Annotated in this window: 17 protein-coding genes; 16 read left to right on the forward strand and 1 reads right to left on the reverse strand. The window is 64.0% G+C overall.

Translation table 11 applies throughout. From position 1 onward, the window contains the following. The first annotated feature begins 417 nt into the window (after nt 1-417). Entirely contained in the window at nt 418-1,962 is a 1,545-nt protein-coding gene (locus U5775_RS30375; RefSeq protein ID WP_322061825.1) for a methyl-accepting chemotaxis protein, read from the forward strand. Nucleotides 1,963-2,167: 205 nt separating this feature from the next. Here the strand turns inward: U5775_RS30375 and U5775_RS30380 are convergent, their stop codons facing one another. After that, nucleotides 2,168-3,091: a LysR family transcriptional regulator gene (locus tag U5775_RS30380; protein WP_322061826.1), complete on the reverse strand. Its 924-nt coding sequence runs from the start codon at nt 3,089-3,091 to the stop codon at nt 2,168-2,170. A 222-nt stretch (nt 3,092-3,313) separates the two neighbouring features. Between U5775_RS30380 and U5775_RS30385 the strand changes: the two genes are divergently transcribed. From U5775_RS30385 to U5775_RS30455, 15 genes are all read left to right on the forward strand, one after another. Next, a complete protein-coding gene (locus tag U5775_RS30385; protein WP_322061827.1) occupies nt 3,314-4,177 on the forward strand; it encodes a fumarylacetoacetate hydrolase family protein in 864 nt (287 codons plus the stop codon). A 74-nt stretch (nt 4,178-4,251) separates the two neighbouring features. After that, complete coding sequence (locus U5775_RS30390) at nt 4,252-5,337, forward strand: porin (RefSeq protein ID WP_322061828.1); 1,086 nt, start codon at nt 4,252-4,254, stop codon at nt 5,335-5,337. A gap of 59 nt (nt 5,338-5,396) precedes the next feature. Further along, nucleotides 5,397-6,137, forward strand: a complete 741-nt coding sequence (locus tag U5775_RS30395) for an aspartate/glutamate racemase family protein (protein WP_322061829.1) — start codon at nt 5,397-5,399, stop codon at nt 6,135-6,137. Between the two features lie 373 nt (nt 6,138-6,510). Continuing rightward, a complete protein-coding gene (gene torT / locus U5775_RS30400) occupies nt 6,511-7,539 on the forward strand; it encodes a TMAO reductase system periplasmic protein TorT (protein WP_322061830.1) in 1,029 nt (342 codons plus the stop codon). Between the two features lie 100 nt (nt 7,540-7,639). Then, the gene (locus U5775_RS30405; RefSeq protein WP_322061831.1) at nt 7,640-9,190 is read left to right on the forward strand and encodes a sugar ABC transporter ATP-binding protein; all 1,551 of its coding nucleotides are present in this window, start codon (nt 7,640-7,642) and stop codon (nt 9,188-9,190) included. 16 nt (nt 9,191-9,206) lie between these two features. Beyond that, nucleotides 9,207-10,217: an ABC transporter permease gene (locus tag U5775_RS30410; RefSeq protein WP_322061832.1), complete on the forward strand. Its 1,011-nt coding sequence runs from the start codon at nt 9,207-9,209 to the stop codon at nt 10,215-10,217. 99 nt (nt 10,218-10,316) lie between these two features. After that, nucleotides 10,317-11,846 carry a 4-hydroxyphenylacetate 3-hydroxylase N-terminal domain-containing protein gene (locus U5775_RS30415; protein ID WP_322061833.1) on the forward strand — a complete coding sequence of 510 codons (1,530 nt, stop codon included), beginning with the start codon at nt 10,317-10,319 and terminating at the stop codon, nt 11,844-11,846. Between the two features lie 45 nt (nt 11,847-11,891). After that, nucleotides 11,892-12,818 carry a VOC family protein gene (locus tag U5775_RS30420; RefSeq protein ID WP_322061834.1) on the forward strand — a complete coding sequence of 309 codons (927 nt, stop codon included), beginning with the start codon at nt 11,892-11,894 and terminating at the stop codon, nt 12,816-12,818. Between the two features lie 45 nt (nt 12,819-12,863). Next, nucleotides 12,864-13,268, forward strand: a complete 405-nt coding sequence (locus U5775_RS30425) for a RidA family protein (RefSeq protein WP_322061835.1) — start codon at nt 12,864-12,866, stop codon at nt 13,266-13,268. A gap of 68 nt (nt 13,269-13,336) precedes the next feature. After that, nucleotides 13,337-13,855, forward strand: coding sequence for a flavin reductase family protein (locus U5775_RS30430; protein ID WP_322061836.1), 519 nt, complete (start codon nt 13,337-13,339; stop codon nt 13,853-13,855). 29 nt (nt 13,856-13,884) lie between these two features. Beyond that, nucleotides 13,885-16,242, forward strand: coding sequence for a xanthine dehydrogenase family protein molybdopterin-binding subunit (locus tag U5775_RS30435; protein ID WP_322061837.1), 2,358 nt, complete (start codon nt 13,885-13,887; stop codon nt 16,240-16,242). A gap of 30 nt (nt 16,243-16,272) precedes the next feature. After that, the gene (locus tag U5775_RS30440; RefSeq protein ID WP_322061838.1) at nt 16,273-16,584 is read left to right on the forward strand and encodes a YciI family protein; all 312 of its coding nucleotides are present in this window, start codon (nt 16,273-16,275) and stop codon (nt 16,582-16,584) included. 45 nt (nt 16,585-16,629) lie between these two features. Further along, a complete protein-coding gene (locus tag U5775_RS30445) occupies nt 16,630-17,271 on the forward strand; it encodes a carbon monoxide dehydrogenase subunit G (RefSeq protein WP_322061839.1) in 642 nt (213 codons plus the stop codon). Nucleotides 17,272-17,306: 35 nt separating this feature from the next. Further along, nucleotides 17,307-17,810 carry a (2Fe-2S)-binding protein gene (locus U5775_RS30450; RefSeq protein WP_322061840.1) on the forward strand — a complete coding sequence of 168 codons (504 nt, stop codon included), beginning with the start codon at nt 17,307-17,309 and terminating at the stop codon, nt 17,808-17,810. A gap of 2 nt (nt 17,811-17,812) precedes the next feature. Beyond that, nucleotides 17,813-18,652, forward strand: coding sequence for a xanthine dehydrogenase family protein subunit M (locus tag U5775_RS30455; protein WP_322061841.1), 840 nt, complete (start codon nt 17,813-17,815; stop codon nt 18,650-18,652). Nucleotides 18,653-18,671: the final 19 nt, after the last annotated feature.

Genomic DNA, 18,671 nt, shown 5'->3' on the forward strand with positions numbered 1-18,671 from the left:
ACCGCAGGGCAAGTTCATGACGGAGCGTTCAAAGCAATAAACGTCGATTGACACCGCGTGATTTTCGAATGTTCCGGGCCGACCGCCCGGAACACGTTATGTGATTCCGCGCGTTGCGCAAAAGGCGATCGAAAATCTTCGCGTGCTATTCGTTATGCGAAGTAATACGCGGTTAAACCCTTGTCGATCCGTGTGAGCGCGCACTTCAGTTTCGCGAAAACGCGCCGTAAACTCACCAGTAGCAATCAATCGACACAGTTCTGCGAACGCGGATCCTGGTGTCGCCTCAGTCGTTCGCCAAAAGGAAGCCACCGCCACAGCCGACATCACACGACGATGCGAATGGTCGCCGCAAATACATGCGGCGCTACAGTGCGTCCGCCATATCGTCCATTGTCTGCCTTGAATAATAAATCCATGTCTCGACCCGATCTCAGCCTGAAAGCCCGCCTTCTCTTAATCTTCGCCGCATTCGCGCTGCTGTGCCTCGTCATCGCGGGCGTCGGCGTGTACGGCATCCAGGCCACGAATAATCGCGCGCTCGTTTCGTATCGGCAGATAACGCTGCCGGGGCAATACCTCCAGACTTCGTATGGCACCACCCTCGTCGAAGATATTCAACTGATGGAGTCGATGCAGCTAACCGATCCCAACGCGAGAAAGGAGCGCTTCGAGCTCATCGAGAGGCTCCAGCAGTCGAGCGACGACCAGTTCGCCCTGTTCTCGCAGAGTCCGAAGGTCGACGCGATCCGGCCTTTGGCCGAAGAACTGGTCCGCAATCGCGCGGCGCTCGCCGACGCGTTCGGAAAGAGCATGGCACTCTTCCGGGAGGGCAACACGGCGGCCGCCATCGATCTGGAATCGACCACGGTGCGCTCAGCGGGCATGGTTTACTCCGCGAACGTCGACAAGTTCACCCGGTTGCTTCAAAGCGCCACCAAGGCGGGGCACGAAGCCGACCTGGCCGCGTACCGTCGCACGATGGTCTTGATCCTGACGATCTTCGTCATCGGCTCGCTCGCGACGGGCCTTTACGGATGGGTCCAGATTCGCTCGATCGACCGCAGCGTCGGACAGTTCCAGAATACGCTGCTGGAGGTCAGCGAGACGCTCGACCTGACGCGCCGCGTGCCCGTCATGCGTATGGACGAAATCGGCCGGACCGCGATAGCGTTCAACGGTTTGACCGAGCGGCTGGGCGGTGTGCTCGGGCTCGTGGTCGGTTCGGTCGACTCGGTGACTACCGCTTCTCGCGAGATATCGTCTGGCAACCTGGACCTGTCTGCTCGCACCGAAGAGCAGGCTGCCTCGCTCGAGCAAACGGCCGCAAGCATGACCCAACTCACCGGTACTGTTCGCCAGAATGCCACCAACGCCCGTGAGGCCGCGACGGTGGCGGGCGCGGCGAGCGCACTCGCCGACTCGGGCTACGTGGCCGTCGATACGATGCTCAAGACGATCGAAGACATCAGAGAAAGCTCGACGAAAATTTCCGACATCACGGGGATGATCGAAGGCATTGCGTTTCAGACCAACATCCTCGCGCTCAACGCTGCGGTCGAGGCGGCGCGTGCGGGAGACCAGGGGCGCGGCTTTGCCGTCGTCGCGAGCGAGGTCCGCAGTCTCGCGCAACGCTCCGCTGCTGCGGCCAAGGAAATCAAGCTGCTGATCGAGGCATCGGTTGCGCTGGTCGAGAATGGCTCGGCGAAGGCGACGCACGTTGGCGGTATCGTCGGGGACATCCGGCAGGCGATCAACCGGGTGTCCGCCATTGTCGGCGAGATTTCGGCCGCATCGGATGAACAGAGCAGGGGGATCGACCAGGTCGGCCGCGCTGTCGTGCAGATGGATCAGGTAACGCAGCAGAACGCGGCGCTGGTGGAAGAGGCGGCCGCAGCCGCGCAATCGCTCGAGGCGCAGGCGGGCAAGATGAAGGAAGCCGCCGCCGCATTTAGAATTTGAGCCGATGTCTTTATGTTTTCCGGCATTATCTCGAGCCGATCGCGTCGGCCGGACTCGCAGCGCATGTATCGGCGAACACGCGAAGAGGTGATCTTCGGATCAAAGCGTTGTCCGCCGAACAGCGGCTCCAGGCCGTTAAGTCTTTTTGTCGCGCGAAAGCGGAACGCCGCAATTCGCCAACGCCAACCCGTTCATCCGGTCCCGTTCAGGCGGCCTCCGGCGCGGTCTGCGGCATCGTCAGATTGCGTACCGTGCGAAAGAGTTCGAGCACGGTGGCGGTGGCGCGGTCGCCGCGCCGCGATTGCCACATGAGGCCCACATTTCGTCGCAGGTCGGGGATCGGAATGGGAAGAATCGCAAGGGCTCCGAAATTTTCGAAATAGCGGGCGATCTCGAGCGGCATGAGGGCGAACGAATCGCTTTGTGTCAGCACGCCGACATTGGTGAGAGTGGAGAGCGATTCGACATAACGTAGCGGAATGCTGACGCGATGCCGCGCGAGCATGTCGAGAATCATCTCGTGAGTCAGCGCGCCCGAGGGCGGCAAGACGACGGGGTACCCACGCAGTTCGCTCCAGTCCAGCTCCTTCTCCTCGCGAAGGGCAAGCGGATGATCCTTGCGCACCGTGATGACGAACGGGTCGGTATAGAGCGTTTCGCTCGCGATCTCGGGGGAGAGCGGGCGATTGGGCAGGACGCCCACCAGGAAATCCAGCTCCCCGTTGCGCAGCGCTGGCATCAACATCTCGACGGGGCCCTCGCGCACTGAGACGGCCACTTCCCGCGCACTGGCTTCGAGTTCGACGATGAAACGCGGCACCAGCACGAGCGCCGCAGCGGGCATGACACCAAGCGCGACGCGCGTAATCCTTCCTTCAAGCAGGGCGCGCAAATCCTCCTGAGCACTCGTGAGCTGGAACAGGACCTCGCGCGCGTGGCTCAAGAAGCTCGTGCCGTACTCGGTCGGCGTCATACCGTTAGGACCACGATCAAACAGCCGAACGCCCAGGCCCGATTCGAGCGATCCCAGCATCTTCGAGACTGCCGGCTGGCTGATCGATAGCAGGTTGGCGGCCTTGACGACGCTGCGGAGTTCGTCGAGCGCAACCAGCAGTTGCAGGTGGCGCAACTTGAGGTTGGCCCGGATGTACCAATCGGATCTAGACATGGCTGGCGGAGGACGAGTTCGGCGCAGTATAACCAGAAGAGAATATTGGTCTCAATATTTTTTCAATGGACGTCATATCCCGCGGTTCCTACGATGCGCCCTAACCCAATCCCCACGCCGCCTTTCGCTTGCGTGCAGGGCTGCTAAGGGATTTCACCTACGCGTCATTGGCTGGAGCCACGCATGAAACTGATGTCGTTCGTCACGCCGCAACGAGCCACCTTCGGCATCGTCGACGGCGATCGTATTTTCGATCTCGGGCCGCGACTGGTCCACACCTGCACCGATCTCAAGAGCGTCCTGTGCGCGGGCTGGGTCGACCGATTGCCCGCGCTCATCAGCGGTGCTCCGGCCGATTTCCGCGTCGACGAGGTGAGTTTCCTGCCGGTGCTGCCGAACCCGTCGCGGATTTTCTGCGCCGGGCTGAACTACTACGCGCACCGCGCCGAAGGCAATCGTCCGGAAACGACGGAACCACCAATCTTCATACGACTCGCGCAATCACAGACCGGGCATGGCCGCCCGCTCGTGTGCCCGGTCGAATCCGACCAGCTCGATTTCGAAGGCGAATTGGCGGTGGTCATCGGCAAGGCCGGGCGCCGGATCGCCGAGGAGGATGCGCTCGGCTATGTCGCCGGCATGTCCTGCTACAACGACGGCTCTGTACGTGACTGGCAGCTTGCGACGACGCAGTGGACGGCCGGCAAGAATTTTCCGGCCACGGGCGCTTTCGGTCCGTGGCTCGTCACCGCCGACGAGCTGTCCCCAGCGCGCGATCTCACGCTTGTCACACGCCTGAACGGCGAAGAGGTGCAGCGCACTTCGACGGAGCTCATGACATTTCCGATGGCGCGACTCATCAGTTTTATCTCGACTTTTACTACGCTTGTGCCGGGGGATGTGATCGTCACCGGCACGCCCGGCGGCGTGGGTCTACGCCGCACGCCGCCGCTCTACATGAAGCACGGCGACGAGGTCGAAGTCGAGATCGAGGGACTCGGCGTGCTGCGCAATAGCGTAGTCAAAGAAAGGGCGCGGCACACCTGATCGGGTTGATGGGAGGGGAAGGTTGTTTTTAAATTAGTAATCCATATTGAAATTACTCGATTTAGGGGAAAGGAATGAGGATGAAGATAATGGCGGCGGTTATCGGTGCGCTGGCCACGCCAGCCGCGTTCGCGCAGAGCAACGTGACACTGTATGGTCTGCTCGACGCCGGCGTGTCTTACGTCACGAACCAGGGTGGGCACAGTGTCGTGAAGTTCGACGACGGTATTTCGGTGCCTTCATTCATCGGCCTGCGCGGCGCCGAGGATCTGGGAGGGGGGACGCAGGCCATCTTCGACCTCGAATCGCAGTTCATGCTTGCGAACGGCGAGTTCATACCGGGGCAGGGCATCTTCGGACGTAATGCTTATGTCGGTCTCAAGGACGAGCGTTTCGGCACGGTGACGCTCGGCAATCAATTCGACTTTATGAACGACTCCCTGACGATGTCGGGCAATGTGCCTGGGGTCGTGGCTGGCGGTCTCTACAACTATCCCGCAGGTCCGTTTCATAACCTCGGCATACCGAACAATGCCACGGGCTGGTCCGACTGGGACCGCACAGCGCAGGAGCAGGTGCACAACTCGGTCAAGTATCTTTCGCCCGATGTCGCCGGATTCAAGGTGGGGGCGCTCTATTCGTTCGGCGGCGTGGCCGGCGACTTTCGCGCGAACAGCGCCGTCAGCTTCGGGCTGAACTACGCGACCGGCAAGTTCGGCGCAGGCGCGGCATACACGGAAGTGCGTTACCTCGTGGGGACGCAGATCACGGCGATCCGTAACTGGGGGTTGGGCGCGCACTATGACTTCGGCCCGCTGCGCGCTATCGCGAACTTCACGACCGTGCGAAACGAACAGAACGGCGCTTACGCATGGCAGACTTCGGCCGGCGGCCTCTACTCGTTTTCGCCCGCCTGGTCGATCGGCCTGGCGTACACCTACATGAAGGGCAATGACGCGCTCGAGAACGCGCACGCCAGCCAGTTTGGTGGCACGCTGAACTACACGTTGTCCAAGCGCACGCTGGTCTATCTCGCGGGGATCTTCCAGATTGCGAACGAGGGGCAGAATGCGCTTGCGAACGGCCTGTTCGATCCGACGATGGTTTCGTCGAGCAACAAGCAAGGCATCGTCCGCATCGGCATGCGTACCTCGTTCTAAGGCACGGCGGGCGGGTGGACGGCCTTCGACCGTTTTTTCAGGAGCGCAGTGAGGAAGTCATGAGCAAACGCATCAAGATGATTTTTCCCGTGCCGTTGAGCGACGCCACGCGCGGGATGGTGGAATCGCAGTTGCCGCCGGAATACCGGCGCGACGATATCGAAGTGAGCTTTGTCGGTGCGGGGCAGGTGCTGACGCTCACGGATACTTACTACGACATGGCGATCGCGGAACTGGCCGTCATCGAAGCCGGCTTGCACGCCGAGGAAGAGGGGTTCGACGCCGTCTGCATTAATACGGTGAGCGATTCGGGGCTCAATGCGTTGCGCTCGCGCCTTTCCATTCCGGTGCTCTCGCCGGGGCAGAGCGCATTTCACGTCGCCTGCATGCTCGGGCACAAGTTCAGCATCCTGACCATGTGGGAGCGGTGGTTTCCGCTCTATCGCAAGACCCTGCGCGAATACGGCCTGGAATCGCGGGTCGCCTCGATCCGGCAGATCGGCGTAAGGCCGGACACGGAGGCGCTGCTGTCCGGCAAGGAGAGCGTCGTGTTCGCGAAACTCGAAGAGGAGGCGCGGCGCGCGATCGAGGAGGACGGCGCCGACGTCATCGTGCTGGGCTCGACCACGATGCATCAGTCCCATGCCTATCTTGCTTCGCGCTTGCCGGTTCCGGTGCTCAACCCTGGTGTGATTGCGTACAAGATGTGCGAGATGTTTCTGGATCTCGGGCTCGCTCATAGCGCGAAAGCCTACCCGCCCCCCGAGGTGCTGAAGGACGTCGCGTTTAGCCTGCGCTGAGCCTGCGGTTTCCATTCCTGGTCCATGACGTTGTCTGTAGCCGGCTGCGGATTCGCAGCCGGCTTTCTTTTTGGTTCGGGTATTCCCTCAAGGTAATAACCCGGGTGGACACATTCTCCAGAATAGACAGGGAAATCAAGGGGTGAAATGAAAAAACGGCCGAACGCGTCGCCAGCCTTGGCGTACCGCGGACATAACCAAAACGACATACCGCTCCGAATTATTTTTCAATGGACCATCGAGGTGGGGGTTTTTACGATGCTATTCATGCGGTGCCCATAAATCGATGCGGGCACAACTTTTAAACCTTGATACGGGGCAGCACATGAAGGGTCTCCAGACTTATGCACGATGTCTCGCCGTTGCAGCCGCAATGACTGGCGCAGCCGGCGCCTATGCTGCCGATGGTTTCCCCGTGCCCGTGCGCGTCACGGCCGCTGACGGCACGCAGAAGATGATCGACTACACGGGCCAGAACAAGGCGACCCAGCCGTGGCAGATCTGCGTGTCGTTTCCGCATATGAAAGATCCGTACTTCGTGGCCGCTGACTATGGCGTGATCGAAGAGGCCAAGCGACTCGGCGTGAAGGTCCAGGTGCTCGACGCGGGCGGCTACACGCAACTCTCCTCGCAGATTTCGCAGATCCAGAACTGCGTGGCGGGCGGCGCGAAGGCGGTCGTGATGGTGGCGATCTCGCGTGAAGGGATGGGCAATCTGCTCGACACGCTCAAGCAGAAGAACGTGGTCGTGGTCGACGCAATCAACGGCGTGACCTCGACGGACGTGGGTGCGCGCGTGCTCACGAGCCCCTATGACGAAGGCCTGCATTCGGGGCAATACCTCGCGAAGCTGCACCCGGCCGGTTCGCCGCCGGTGCGTGTCGCCTGGCTGCCGGGCCCGGCCGGCGCGGGTTTCGTGAATGCGTTCAACAACGGCTTCATGACGGCTATCAAGGGCAGCGCCGTGCAGGTCGTGGAGACGAAGAACGGCGACGTCGGCAAGGAAGTGCAGGCGCGCCTCGTGGAGAATGTGTTGCAGGCGCATAAGGATATCGACTACATCGTGGGGACGGCGGTCACGATCGAAGCGGCGATCCCGCTCCTGCGCGCGCATCAACTCGAAAAGCAGGTGAAGCTCGTGTCGCTCTACCTGACCCCCGGCGTGCTGGTGGGGCTCAAGGACGGCAGCGTCGAGGCGGCGCATGTGTCGCCCGTGGTCACGACGGCTCGCATGACGATCGACACCGCAGTCGGACTGCTGCAAGAGAAGCAGGCCGCGCCGCTCGTGCAGTACGACACGATCGGCCGTGTCTACACGGCGAAAGACATCGGCACGCTCGACGTCAACACGGTACTGGCGCCGGAAGGCTTCAAGCCGGCCTTCCGCTACGCGGGCAGTTGATGTGAGACGCGCGAGCCTTCCGGCTCGCGCCTGTTGAAGTTTGAAAGTTTGGACCCGCAATCGCCCGGCACCGATCATGTCACTCGTTGCAAATTCACAGATGTCCGTAGCAGGAGATCGCGCTGCGCACGCTCCGCAGCCTGGCGCGCGCGACTGCGCCGCTCCCGTGCTGAGCGTGCGCGAGTTGACGAAACGCTATGGCAGTCACACGGCGCTCGACCGCGTGAGCCTCGACTTTCATCCCGGCCGGATTCACGTTCTGTTCGGCGAGAATGGCGCGGGCAAGTCGACCTTCATCACCATGCTCGCCGGCGCCAATCTGGCGACGAGCGGCGAGCTTGAAATGGACGGCTTTCGCGGCGTATTCCAGTCGGTCGCCCAGTCGCGCGCCCACGGCATACGCGCGGTGTTTCAGGAGTTTTCGCTAGTGCCTCAGTTGAGCGTGGCGGAGAACATCGTGCTGGGCGAGGAGCTCGTCGGCGCGGCGGGCACGCTCAAGCGGCGCGCCGCGCGCGATCAGGCGCTGGCGCTCATCGCAGAGCTGGGTTTCGATCTCGGCGTCGATGCGTGCGTGGGCGACCTCGCGCGCGGCAAGCAGCAGATGGTCGAAATCTGCAAGGCGCTGCGCAGGCCGCCGCGCGTGCTGATTCTCGACGAGCCGACCGCCTCGCTGTCCGAGCACGATGCACAGTCGCTGTTCGCGCTCGTGAGGCGACTGAAGGCGGACGGCACGGCCATCGTGTACATCACGCATCGTATGCACGAGATCGCGTTGCTGGCCGACGAGGTGACGGTGTTGCGCGACGGCAGGTCGATCGCCACGGTCGGCGCGGACACGCCACACGATCAGTTGATCGAGCTGATGACGGGGCGCGCCGTGACGAGCCTGTTTCCGCCGCCGGGAACGCATCTTGGCGACGTGCGGCTTGCGCTGCGCGACCTGACGCTGATTGCGCAACCCGGCGTGACGCAGGTGAAGGGCGTGAATCTCGCGGTGCGCGCGGGAGAAATCGTGGGGATCGCGGGTCTCGTCGGTTGCGGCAAGAGCGAGGTCGGCCAGGCGTGTTTCGGTCTGCGGCCCGTCGCAAGCGGGCATATCGTGCTCGACGACAAGCCGTTGCGCGCACGCCATCCCGCCGACGCCATCGCGCGCGGCCTGTGGTACAGCCCGGCGGATCGCAAGAACGACGGCCTCATGCAGGGCTGCAGCGCGGGCGAGAACATGGCGCTCTCCGGCACCCTCTGGGGCGACATGCGTGGACGCCTCATCAGGCGCCGGCGCGAGCGCGCGGTGCTCGAACGGCTGTCGTCGCGGGTCGCGTTCGCGGCCGAGCGTCTCGACGAACCGGTCGGCAACTTCTCGGGCGGCAATCAGCAGAAGGTGATGCTGGCGAAGGGACTCGCGCAACGCATTGGCGTTTATGTGTTCGACGAGCCGACTGTCGGCGTGGACGTGGGGGCTCGCCCGGCGATTTACCGATACCTCTCGGAGCTCGCCGCGAACGGTGCGGCCATCGTGCTCGTTTCCTCGGACCTGCCGGAGCTGCTCGGCCTCACGCATCGTCTGCTCGTGATGAACGACGGACGGATCGTGGCGGAGTTTCAGCGCGACGCGTTCGACGAACGAAGGATTCTGGAAAAGTTTTTCTGAGCTGGAGTGTAAAGAGATGAATATCCCGACCGCACGCGTCGAGCATGGCGGCTCCATAAAGAACCGCGGCCTGCTCCGCAGCCTGGCTGCGCATCGCGAGGCGCTGGCCTTGCCGCTGATGTTCGTGGTGGCCGTCGCGCTCTTCGGCGCACTGGCCCCTGGCTTCCTCACGCTCGACAATCTAACCAACGTCGCGCGGCAGTCGGTCTATCTGCTGATTGCGTCGCTCGGGCAGCTGATCGTGCTCGTCGTCGGCGGCCTCGACCTGTCGGTCGGGACGATTGCGGCACTCGTGTCCGTGGTCGGTTCGATGGTCATGGTCGCCGTCAATCATGCGTTGCCGGACGCGCCGCTGCTCGCGATTCTTGCCGGCTGCGCGGTGGCGGTCGCGCTCGGCGCATCGGTCGGTCTGCTCAATGGCATCGGCGTCACCGTGTTGAGGATTCCTGCCTTCATGATGACGCTCGGCATGTCGTCGGTCGTCTTCGGCGTCGCGCTCTTCATCAGCGGCGGCGTGCCGGTGGACGGTCTACCGAAGGAGCTTGGCGCCGTCTTCGGCTTCGGCAGCGTGTGGGGCGTGCCGGTGCCGGCCGTCGTCGCGATCGTGCTGACCGTGCTCGTCTACGTGCTGCTCGAGCGCACCCGCTTCGGCCGCCATCTGTATGCGACGGGCGGCAACCATCGCGCGGCGGCGCTCTCGGGCGTGCGCACGGCGCGAGTCGGGCTGCTCGCGTTCGTCCTCTCGGGCGTGCTCGCGGCGTTGACGGGCATGCTTCTCACCGCGCAGCTCGGCACCGGCGAGACCAATGTCGGACAGAATCTGCCGCTGCAATCGATTGCGGCCTGCGTCATCGCCGGCGTGAGTCTCGCGGGCGGCAAAGGTCGCACGCTGTGGGTCGTTATCGGCACGCTGCTCATCACGCTGGTGCAGAACGGTCTCGATCTGATGCAGGTAGGCGCCTATGCGGCAACCATGGCGATCGGCGCGATCCTGATCTTCGCGATGGCGATTGCGCGGCAGCGGTAAGCGCAAGAGCGCGGTGCAGATTGCAGGGAAACCACGCAGCAGGGAAGGGTTCGAAAACAGACGGGAACCGGAAGGTTCCCCATCAAGGAGTGTCGGGCAATGAGTGAAGCAAAGAACGTACCGTTCACGGGCCAGGAGTATCTCGAGAGCCTGAACGACGACCGCGAAGTATGGATCTATGGTGAGCGCGTCAAGAACATCACCGAACACCCTGCTTTCCGCAATTCGGCTCGTATGATCGCGCGGATGTACGACGCATTGCACGATCCGGCCCGGTGCGACGTGCTGACGACGGAGAACGACTCCGGCGGCTTCACGCACCGGTTCTTCCGCGCGCCGCGCAACGGTGCCGAGCAGCTTGCCCAGCGCGACGCCATTGCGGAAATCCAGCGCGTGTCCTACGGCTGGATGGGCCGCTCGCCGGATTACAAGGGATCCTTCGTCGGTACGCTCGGCGCGAACAACAGCTTCTACAAAGGCTTCGAAAAGAACGCGCTGCGCTGGTACAGCAAGGCGCAGGAGCGCACGTGGTACATCAACCACGCGATCATGAATCCGCCGGTCGATCGCAACAAGCCGAGCGCCGACCAGAGCGACGTGTACGTGCGCGTGGTAAAGGAAACGGACGCGGGCATTTACGTGAGCGGCGCGAAGGTCGTCGCGACCAACTCCGCGCTCACGCACTATACGTTTGTTGCCCACGCGGGCCAGGTGCCGATCAAGGACCCGAAGTATTCGCCGGTGTTCATGGTGCCGACGGGTGCGCGCGGCGTGAAGATGATCTCGCGTGTCTCGAACGAATATCGCGCAGCCGTTCTCGGCAGCCCGTTCGACTATCCGCTTTCGAGCCGCCTGGACGAGAACGACGCGATCCTGGTGCTGGACAACGTGTTCATCCCGTGGGAAGACGTGTTCATGTACGGCGACGTCGACCTTGCCAACCGTTGGGCGCTCGATTCGGGCTTCAACAATCGCGCTTCGATGCACGGATGCACGCGTCTTGCGGTCAAGCTCGATTTCATGTGCGGTGCGCTTGCCAAGGCGCTTGAAATCACGGGCGCGAATGGCTTTCACGGCGTGCAGTCGCGTTTCGGCGAGGCGCTCGCCTGGCGCAACACGATGTGGGGCCTCTCGGACGCGATGGCGAAAAGCGAAGTGCCGTGGCACGGCATGGTGCAGCCGGACGCGCGCTTCGCTTCGGCTTATCGCGTGATCTCGCAGATCGGCTTTCCGATGATCAAGAACATCATCGAGACGATCGTCGCAAGCGGTCTCATCTATCTGAATTCGCACGCGAACGACTTCAAGGATCCGATGCTGCGCGGCTATCTCGACACCTATGTGCGCGGCTCGGGCGGCGTCGACGCGGAGGGCCGCGTCAAGACGATGAAGCTGCTCTGGGAGACGATCGGCACCGAATTCGGCGCGCGCTCGGAACTCTACGAGATCAACTACCTGGGTTCGAACGACGTGACGCGCCTCGCGAACCTGTACGACGCGCAGACGAGCGGCGATCTCGACCACATGAAGGCGTTCGTCGAGAAGTGCATGGGCGAGTACGACATCAACGGCTGGACCGTGCCCGATCTCATCAATCCGGACGACGTCAGCGTGCTGACGTCGCGTTGAACGACGCTTCGTCATTTCAGGGTGGCAGCACCAGGACATCAGAACATGAGCAAGGCGGCAGACATTTCGTATGTGGTCTACCAGGTGAGCGACCTGGACAAGATGCAGTCCTTCATGGAGGACTTCGGTCTCGTCACCGCGCGCCATGACGCCCAGTGCCTTTACATGCGCGGCGCCGGTCCGCAGCCGTATGCGCACGTGACCGAGCTGGGCCCGGAGAGCCGCTTCGTCGGCGGCGGGTTCCGCGTGCGCTCGCGCGCGGATCTCGACACGCTAGCGCAACTCGCAGGCTCCTCGGCCGTCGAGCCGATCGACGCGCCGGGCGGCGGGTGGCGCGTGCGCATGAAGACGCCGGATGGCGTGCGGATCGACGCGGTCTGGGGGCAGGATGCATCGCCGTTGCCGTTGCGCACGCCGCATCCCTTCAACGCAGGGGAATCGAAGGCGCGCGTGAACGCCTCGTTGCGCACGCAACGGGAGCCGGGCCTCGTGCTGCGGCTGGGGCACTTCGTGCTGCGCGTGACGAACCATGACGAAACGGTGCGGTGGTTCCGCGAGCGTTTCGGGTTGCTGCCGAGCGACTACATGTGCGCCGGCATGCGCGATAACGTGATCGGCACGTTTTTGCGCGTCGACCGCGGCGGCACGCCCGTCGATCACCATTCGATCCTCATCGTGCAGGCGCAGCAGACAGGGGTGCATCACTGCTCGTTCGAGCTTCAGGACGTGGACGCGGTGATGGGCGCGCACGACTATCTCGTGTCGCGCGGCCACCGGCTCGAATGCGGCGTGGGGCGCCATCTGCTCGGCAGCCAGATTTACGACTACTGGCGCGATCCATTCGGCTTTCGCGTCGAGCACTACACCGACGGCGACGTCGTGAACAACGCGTTCGAGCCTTCGTATTTCGTCGGGACCGCGGACCAGACGACCCAATGGGGCATGAAGCCGCCGCCCGAATTCTTCGACTGATATCGCGTTTCGCTTGGTCTTTTAACTTCAGAGAGAACACAGAACATGGCACACAAGAAACAGCGCTTCGTTTCCCCGCTCGTCGCCGAGTATCCGCCGGGCCATTGGTCCAACACGCTGCGGGTGGGCGACGCGATCTACGTGTCGGGCATGACGGCGCGCGCGAACGACCTGCAAAGCATTCAGGGCGAAACCGCTTACGAACAGGCCAAGGTCATCTTCACGAAAATCAAGCACTGCATCGAAGCGGCGGGCGGCACGCTCGCCGACATGGTGAAGATGACGATCTACGTGACGAACATGGCCGACAACAAGGAAATCTGGCGCGCGCGCCAGGAGTTTTTCGAAGGCGATTTTCCGTGCTCGACGCTCGTGCAGGTCGCAGGCCTCGCGAAGCCGGAAATCCTGCTTGAGATCGACGGCATTGCCCACGCGGGCAGCGGCGCCTGATTGCCGACGATGTGCGCGGCTGCCGGTCTGGGGCCGTGCCGGCGCACTGAACACACAGGACACGCATCATGAATTCTGACGAGTCGCCCGAGTCCGCAGCGGGCCGTCTCTTTACGCCGCGCCAGTTCCGCGACGCGATGGGCCGGTTCGCAACCGGCGTCGTCGCCGTGACCACCGAGGTCGACGGGCTGCCGCATGCCATGACGGCCAACGCGTTTATGTCGGGCTCGCTCGAGCCGCCGCTCGTGCTCGTCTCGATTGCCTGCACCGCGAAAATGCACGAGCGCATCCGCGCGGCTGGCGTGTTCGGCGTGAGCGTGCTGGCCGACTGCCAGCAATGGTGCAGCAACCATTTCGCAGGAAAGCCCTCGCCGGACCGTCAGCCCGCATTCGAACGCATCGGCGGCGTGCCGGTCGTCGAAGGCGCGAACGTGCAGCTTGCCGCGGAACTGCGGCACGCCTATGCGTGCGGCGACCATACGCTGTTCGTCGGTGAAGTGCGCTCGCTCGTCACGGCGGGCGAGGCAACCGCGCCATTGCTGTTTCATGGCGGACGCTATGCGACGCTTGCAGCGTTGAGCCATTGAGTGGAATTCGAATCAAACAAGCGAAGCCCATGAAAGTCGAACCGATTTCGAAGGTTGCCCAGGGCATCGGCGCGCCGCTCCCGCGCGTCGAAGACCTGCGCATGCTTACCGGCCAGGGACACTACGCGGACGACACCAACCTGCCGAATCAGGCGCGCGGCTACGTGCTGCGCTCGCCGGTCGCCCATGCGCGCGTCCGCAGCATCGACGTCAGCGGGGCGCTCGAAGTGCCGGGCGTGCTCGCGGTGCTGACCGGCGAGGACTATGCGGCGGACGGGCTGGGTCTCATCCCCTGCGTGAGCATTCCCTCGACGATCACCGGCAAGACGTATCACAAGACGCCGTTTGCGCCGCTGGAGAAAGACCGCGTGCTCGCGATCGGCTCGGGCGTCGCGTTCGTGGTGGCCGAAACGCTGGCAGCGGCCATGGACGCCGCCGAGCGCATCCAGGTCGATTACGACGCGCAGCCCGCCGCGCCGACGCTCGAAGCCGCCATCGCGGACCACGCGCCGCTCGTCTGGGACGAGGCGCCCGGCAATATTTGCTTTCGGCACGAGCTCGGCGACCCGGCGCGCACCGAAGCCGCCTTTGCCGACGCCGATCACGTCGTGTGCGCGCGCATCCGCAACCAGCGCCTCGCGGGTAATCCGCTCGAACCGCGTGCGTGCTTGGGCGCGTGGCACGAAGCCGGGCACCGCTATCACCTGACTTCGTCGACGGCCAATCCGCACCGGATTCGCCTGCTGCTCGCGGAACATATTCTCAAGGTGCCGGCGCATTGCGTTCACGTGGTGGCCGGCGACGTGGGCGGCGGGTTCGGCACCAAGGGCGGTATCTATCCCGAGGAGATCCTGGTGCTGTGGGCCGCGCGCAGGCTGGGCCGGCCGGTGAAGTGGGTCAGCGACCGCAGCGAGGCGTTCCTCTCCGACTTCAATGGCCGCGACCAGATCGCCGACGCCGAACTCGCGCTCAAGCGCGACGGCACCGTGCTCGGCATGCGGGTCACGGTACATCACAATCTCGGCTGCCAGCTGGGGCCGTCCACTGCGCATCCGCCGCTCGTCGGCTGCCGGATGCTCTCGGGCGTCTACGCCTTTCCGGCCATGCATGTCGCGATCAACGGCGTCTTCACGCATAGCCGGACGTTGACGACTTATCGCGGCGCGGGGCGGCCCGAGGCGACGCTGATCGTCGAGCGCATGCTCGACCTGGCCGCATTGGACCTCGACATCGATCCCGTCGAAATCCGCCGCCGCAACCTGATTCGTCCCGAGCAGATGCCGTACACCACGGCCATTCGCGAGACCTACGACTGCGGCGAATTCGAAGCGATCCTCGATGAGGGCCTCAAGCTCTCCGACTGGAACGGCTTCGCCGCGCGCCGCGCCGTAAGTGAGGCGCGCGGCCGTTTGCGCGGCCGCGGGCTCGCACTTTATATCGAGGTGTGCGGGACGATCAGCGACCGCATGGAGATCCGCTTCGACGCGACCGGCGGCCTCACGATCCTGGCCGGGACGTTCTCCTATGGGCAGGGCCACGAGACGAGCTACGCGCAGATGGTTCACGAATGGCTTGGCGTGCCCATCGAGCGCATCCGTTTCATGCAGGGCGACACCGACAAGATCGCCAATGGCCGCGGCAGCTTCGGCTCGCGCAGCATGACGGTCGGCGGCTCCGCGCTGCTGGGCGCGTGCGAGGAGGTGATCGCCACGGGCAAGCGGGTGGCCGCGATCCTGCTCGATTGCGACGAAGAAGCGCTGACGTTCGCTGCGGGGGTGTATCGCGAAGCGGGCGGCGCGGGCCGTGAGATCACGCTCGACCGCGTCGCGCGCGCGACCTATGCGTGGGGCGCGCCCAAGCCGCTGCCGGCGGACCTGTGGTCCGGCCTCGAAGGGCGCGGTTTTTTCACGGCGTCGCCGCAGAACTATCCCAACGGCTGCTATGTGGCCGAAGTCGAGATCGATCCGGAAACGGGCGACGTCGCGCTGGAGCGCATCACGGCGGTGGACGACGTCGGCAATGTCATCAACCCGCTCGTGCTCGAAGGGCAGGTGCACGGCGGCATCGCGCAGGGAGCCGGGCAGGCGCTCAAGGAGGAGATCGTGCACTCGGCCGACGGCCAGTTGCTCACGGGCGCGTTCACCGACTATGCGATGCCGAAAGCGAGCGACTTTTGCCGCTTCACGCTCGGCATGCGGCCGGTTCCGACGCAGACCAATCCGCTCGGCGTGAAGGGCGGCGCGGAAACAGGAACGGTGGGCATGCCGCCCGCGATCATTTCAGCCGTGATCGACGCGCTTCGGCCTTACGGCGTGCGCCACCTGGACATGCCGGCCACGCCCTTGAAAGTCTGGGAAGCCATCCGGAGCGCGCAAGAGCGCGCGTGATTCCAATGCGAGCTGAGTGAGAAGTCAAGCATGAACAAGTTATTCATCGTCTACCGCACCGACCGGACCGACGGCGAAGCTGCCGCCATTCGCGGGGCAACCCGCGCGCTGCATCGGGATTACATGAGCGGCTTCAGCGCGCGCGTGCGTGCAGGCGGGCCGCTGCTCGATCCCTCCGGCGATGCGTTCGGGGGCGCCATGATTATCGAGGCGGAAAGCGAATCTGAAGTCTGGGCCATCGTGCGCAACGATCCGTTCGAACAGGCGGCGCTTTCGGAGCGCATCGAGGTCAGCGAGTTTCGCTGGCAGACGAATCGCCCGGCGGACCTGCCGCCGCTTTGATGCGCCGAAGTCACCTTCAACCCATACAGGCAGGATGAACAACGCATGGATCTGACTGGAGAACAACTGCTGCCGATGCCGCGCGAGCGCGTGTTCGATGCACTGCTCGACCCCGTCATGCTGCAAGCGGCCATACCCGGCTGCAAGTCGATCACGAGCGCCGGCGACGGTGCTTACGATGTCGCTGTCGTGACCGCCATCGGGCCCGTCAAGGCGCAGTTCAAGGGCAGGCTGCGGCTCGAAAACCCGCAGCGCCCGCAGGGCTACGTGATGAGCTTCGAAGGCGACGGCGGCGTGGCGGGATTCGCGCGCGGGAGCGCCGAAGTGACGCTCGAGGCGCTCGACGAGCAACAAACGCGGCTGCGCTATGCGGCCAAGGCGCAGATTGGGGGCCGCCTTGCGCAGATCGGCGCGCGCCTCGTCGATGCGAGCGCGGCGAAGCTGTCGGCGCAGTTCTTCGGCCGCTTTACGGAATTGCTTGGTGCGCCTGAGGGCGCTGCCGCGCGGGCGGGTCAGCCGGAGGCGGCGAGTGTGGCCGCGCCCGCTGCCGCTGTCACCGCTGGCGTCTCGCGAGAAGCGCCGGGGCAACCGCTACGCGGCATGGTCACGTTGCAGATGCCCGCGTGGACGTGGGCGTTCACGATCGCGGCGCTCGCCGCGCTGGCCGGCTGGTACGGCGCGCACTGACATGAACCATTGAGAACGGCGCAAGGCGCATAGACATGCCGAAAGTCACCATTATCGTCAACGGCATCGTGCAGACGCACGAAGTCGAAGGGCGCACGCTGCTCGTGCAGTTTCTGCGCGAGCACTGCGGCCTGAAGGGAACGCACGTCGGCTGCGATACGAGCCAGTGTGGCTGCTGCACCGTTCATCTCGACGGGCGGAGCATCAAGTCGTGCACCTGTCTCGCGTCGATGGCCGACGGTCACGAGGTGCGAACGATCGAAGGAGTGGGCAGCGTGGAGGCACTGCATCCCTTGCAGCGCGCGTTCAACGAACAACACGCGTTGCAGTGCGGATATTGCACGCCGGGCATGGTGATGCAGGGCATCGACATCCTGCGCCGCGAACGCGCGACCGACGACGCCACGATCCGCCACGAGCTCGAAGGCAACCTTTGCCGGTGCACGGGCTATCAGAACATCGTCGATGCGATTGCGTCCTGTGCAGGGCGTCGAGCGCAGGCGCAGGGCCACACGCCCGAATCGAGCGGAGAGGCTTGACCATGTACGATTTCGAATATGCGCGGCCGGCCACGCTCGACGAGGCCACGAAGCTGCTGGCCGACAATCCCGAGGCGCGCCCGCTCTCGGGCGGCCAGACCTTGATCCCGGCGCTCAAGCAGCGGCTGAACCGGCCCGCGCTGCTCGTCGACCTGCAGGCCATCGATGCGTTACGCGGCATCGAAGTGAACGACGAGTGGGTCAGCGTGGGCGCGATGACGCGCCACGCCGAGGTCGCCGCGCATCCGGGCATTGCCGCCGCCATTCCGGCGCTGGCGTTTCTCGCGGGCGGCATCGCCGATCCCCAGGTCCGGCATCAGGGCACGATCGGCGGATCGATCTCGAACAACGATCCGGCCGCGGACTACCCCTCAGCAGTCGTGGGCCTTGGCGCGCAAGTCGTGACGACGCACCGCGTGATCGCCGCCGACGACTTTTTCACCGGTCTTTTCAGCACCGTGCTTGAACACTCGGAGATCGTCACGCGCGTGCGCTTTGCACGGCCGCGGCGCGCGGGCTACTGCAAGCTGCCGAATCCGGCCTCGGGCTATGTGATGGCCGGATGCTTCATCGCGCAATTCGCGGCGGACACGCGCGTCGCCGTGAACGGTGCGGGTCCGTGCGTGTTTCGCCAGCGCGCATTCGAAGAAGCGCTTTCCGCGCGTTTCGAGCTGGCGGCGCTGGAGCACTGCGCGCAGGACGCAGCAGGACTTAACGCAGACATGCATGCGAGCGCCGCTTACCGCGCGCAGCTCGTGAAAGTTGCCGCAAAGCGCGCCCTGGCGCGTGCCTTGCAGCCAGACCAGCCATCCTGCCGTGAGGCCATCGTTTCTATCAATTAACCTCAAAATCATGAGTTCT

The sequence above is a fragment of the Paraburkholderia sp. J63 genome (assembly GCF_905220245.1).
GTDB lineage: Bacteria > Pseudomonadota > Gammaproteobacteria > Burkholderiales > Burkholderiaceae > Paraburkholderia.

What these genes read in the sequence shown, in the direction of transcription:
- U5775_RS30390 (WP_322061828.1), top strand. Translation starts at nt 4,252, where the DNA reads ATGAGGATGAAGATAATGGCGGCGGTTATCGGTGCGCTGGCCACGCCA.
- U5775_RS30450 (WP_322061840.1), top strand. Translation starts at nt 17,307, where the DNA reads ATGCCGAAAGTCACCATTATCGTCAACGGCATCGTGCAGACGCACGAA.
- U5775_RS30425 (WP_322061835.1), top strand. Translation starts at nt 12,864, where the DNA reads ATGGCACACAAGAAACAGCGCTTCGTTTCCCCGCTCGTCGCCGAGTAT.
- U5775_RS30395 (WP_322061829.1), top strand. Translation starts at nt 5,397, where the DNA reads ATGAGCAAACGCATCAAGATGATTTTTCCCGTGCCGTTGAGCGACGCC.
- U5775_RS30375 (WP_322061825.1), top strand. Translation starts at nt 418, where the DNA reads ATGTCTCGACCCGATCTCAGCCTGAAAGCCCGCCTTCTCTTAATCTTC.
- U5775_RS30415 (WP_322061833.1), top strand. Translation starts at nt 10,317, where the DNA reads ATGAGTGAAGCAAAGAACGTACCGTTCACGGGCCAGGAGTATCTCGAG.
- U5775_RS30455 (WP_322061841.1), top strand. Translation starts at nt 17,813, where the DNA reads ATGTACGATTTCGAATATGCGCGGCCGGCCACGCTCGACGAGGCCACG.
- U5775_RS30405 (WP_322061831.1), top strand. Translation starts at nt 7,640, where the DNA reads ATGTCCGTAGCAGGAGATCGCGCTGCGCACGCTCCGCAGCCTGGCGCG.
- U5775_RS30435 (WP_322061837.1), top strand. Translation starts at nt 13,885, where the DNA reads ATGAAAGTCGAACCGATTTCGAAGGTTGCCCAGGGCATCGGCGCGCCG.
- U5775_RS30410 (WP_322061832.1), top strand. Translation starts at nt 9,207, where the DNA reads ATGAATATCCCGACCGCACGCGTCGAGCATGGCGGCTCCATAAAGAAC.
- U5775_RS30420 (WP_322061834.1), top strand. Translation starts at nt 11,892, where the DNA reads ATGAGCAAGGCGGCAGACATTTCGTATGTGGTCTACCAGGTGAGCGAC.
- U5775_RS30385 (WP_322061827.1), top strand. Translation starts at nt 3,314, where the DNA reads ATGAAACTGATGTCGTTCGTCACGCCGCAACGAGCCACCTTCGGCATC.
- torT (WP_322061830.1), top strand. Translation starts at nt 6,511, where the DNA reads ATGACTGGCGCAGCCGGCGCCTATGCTGCCGATGGTTTCCCCGTGCCC.
- U5775_RS30440 (WP_322061838.1), top strand. Translation starts at nt 16,273, where the DNA reads ATGAACAAGTTATTCATCGTCTACCGCACCGACCGGACCGACGGCGAA.
- U5775_RS30430 (WP_322061836.1), top strand. Translation starts at nt 13,337, where the DNA reads ATGAATTCTGACGAGTCGCCCGAGTCCGCAGCGGGCCGTCTCTTTACG.
- U5775_RS30445 (WP_322061839.1), top strand. Translation starts at nt 16,630, where the DNA reads ATGGATCTGACTGGAGAACAACTGCTGCCGATGCCGCGCGAGCGCGTG.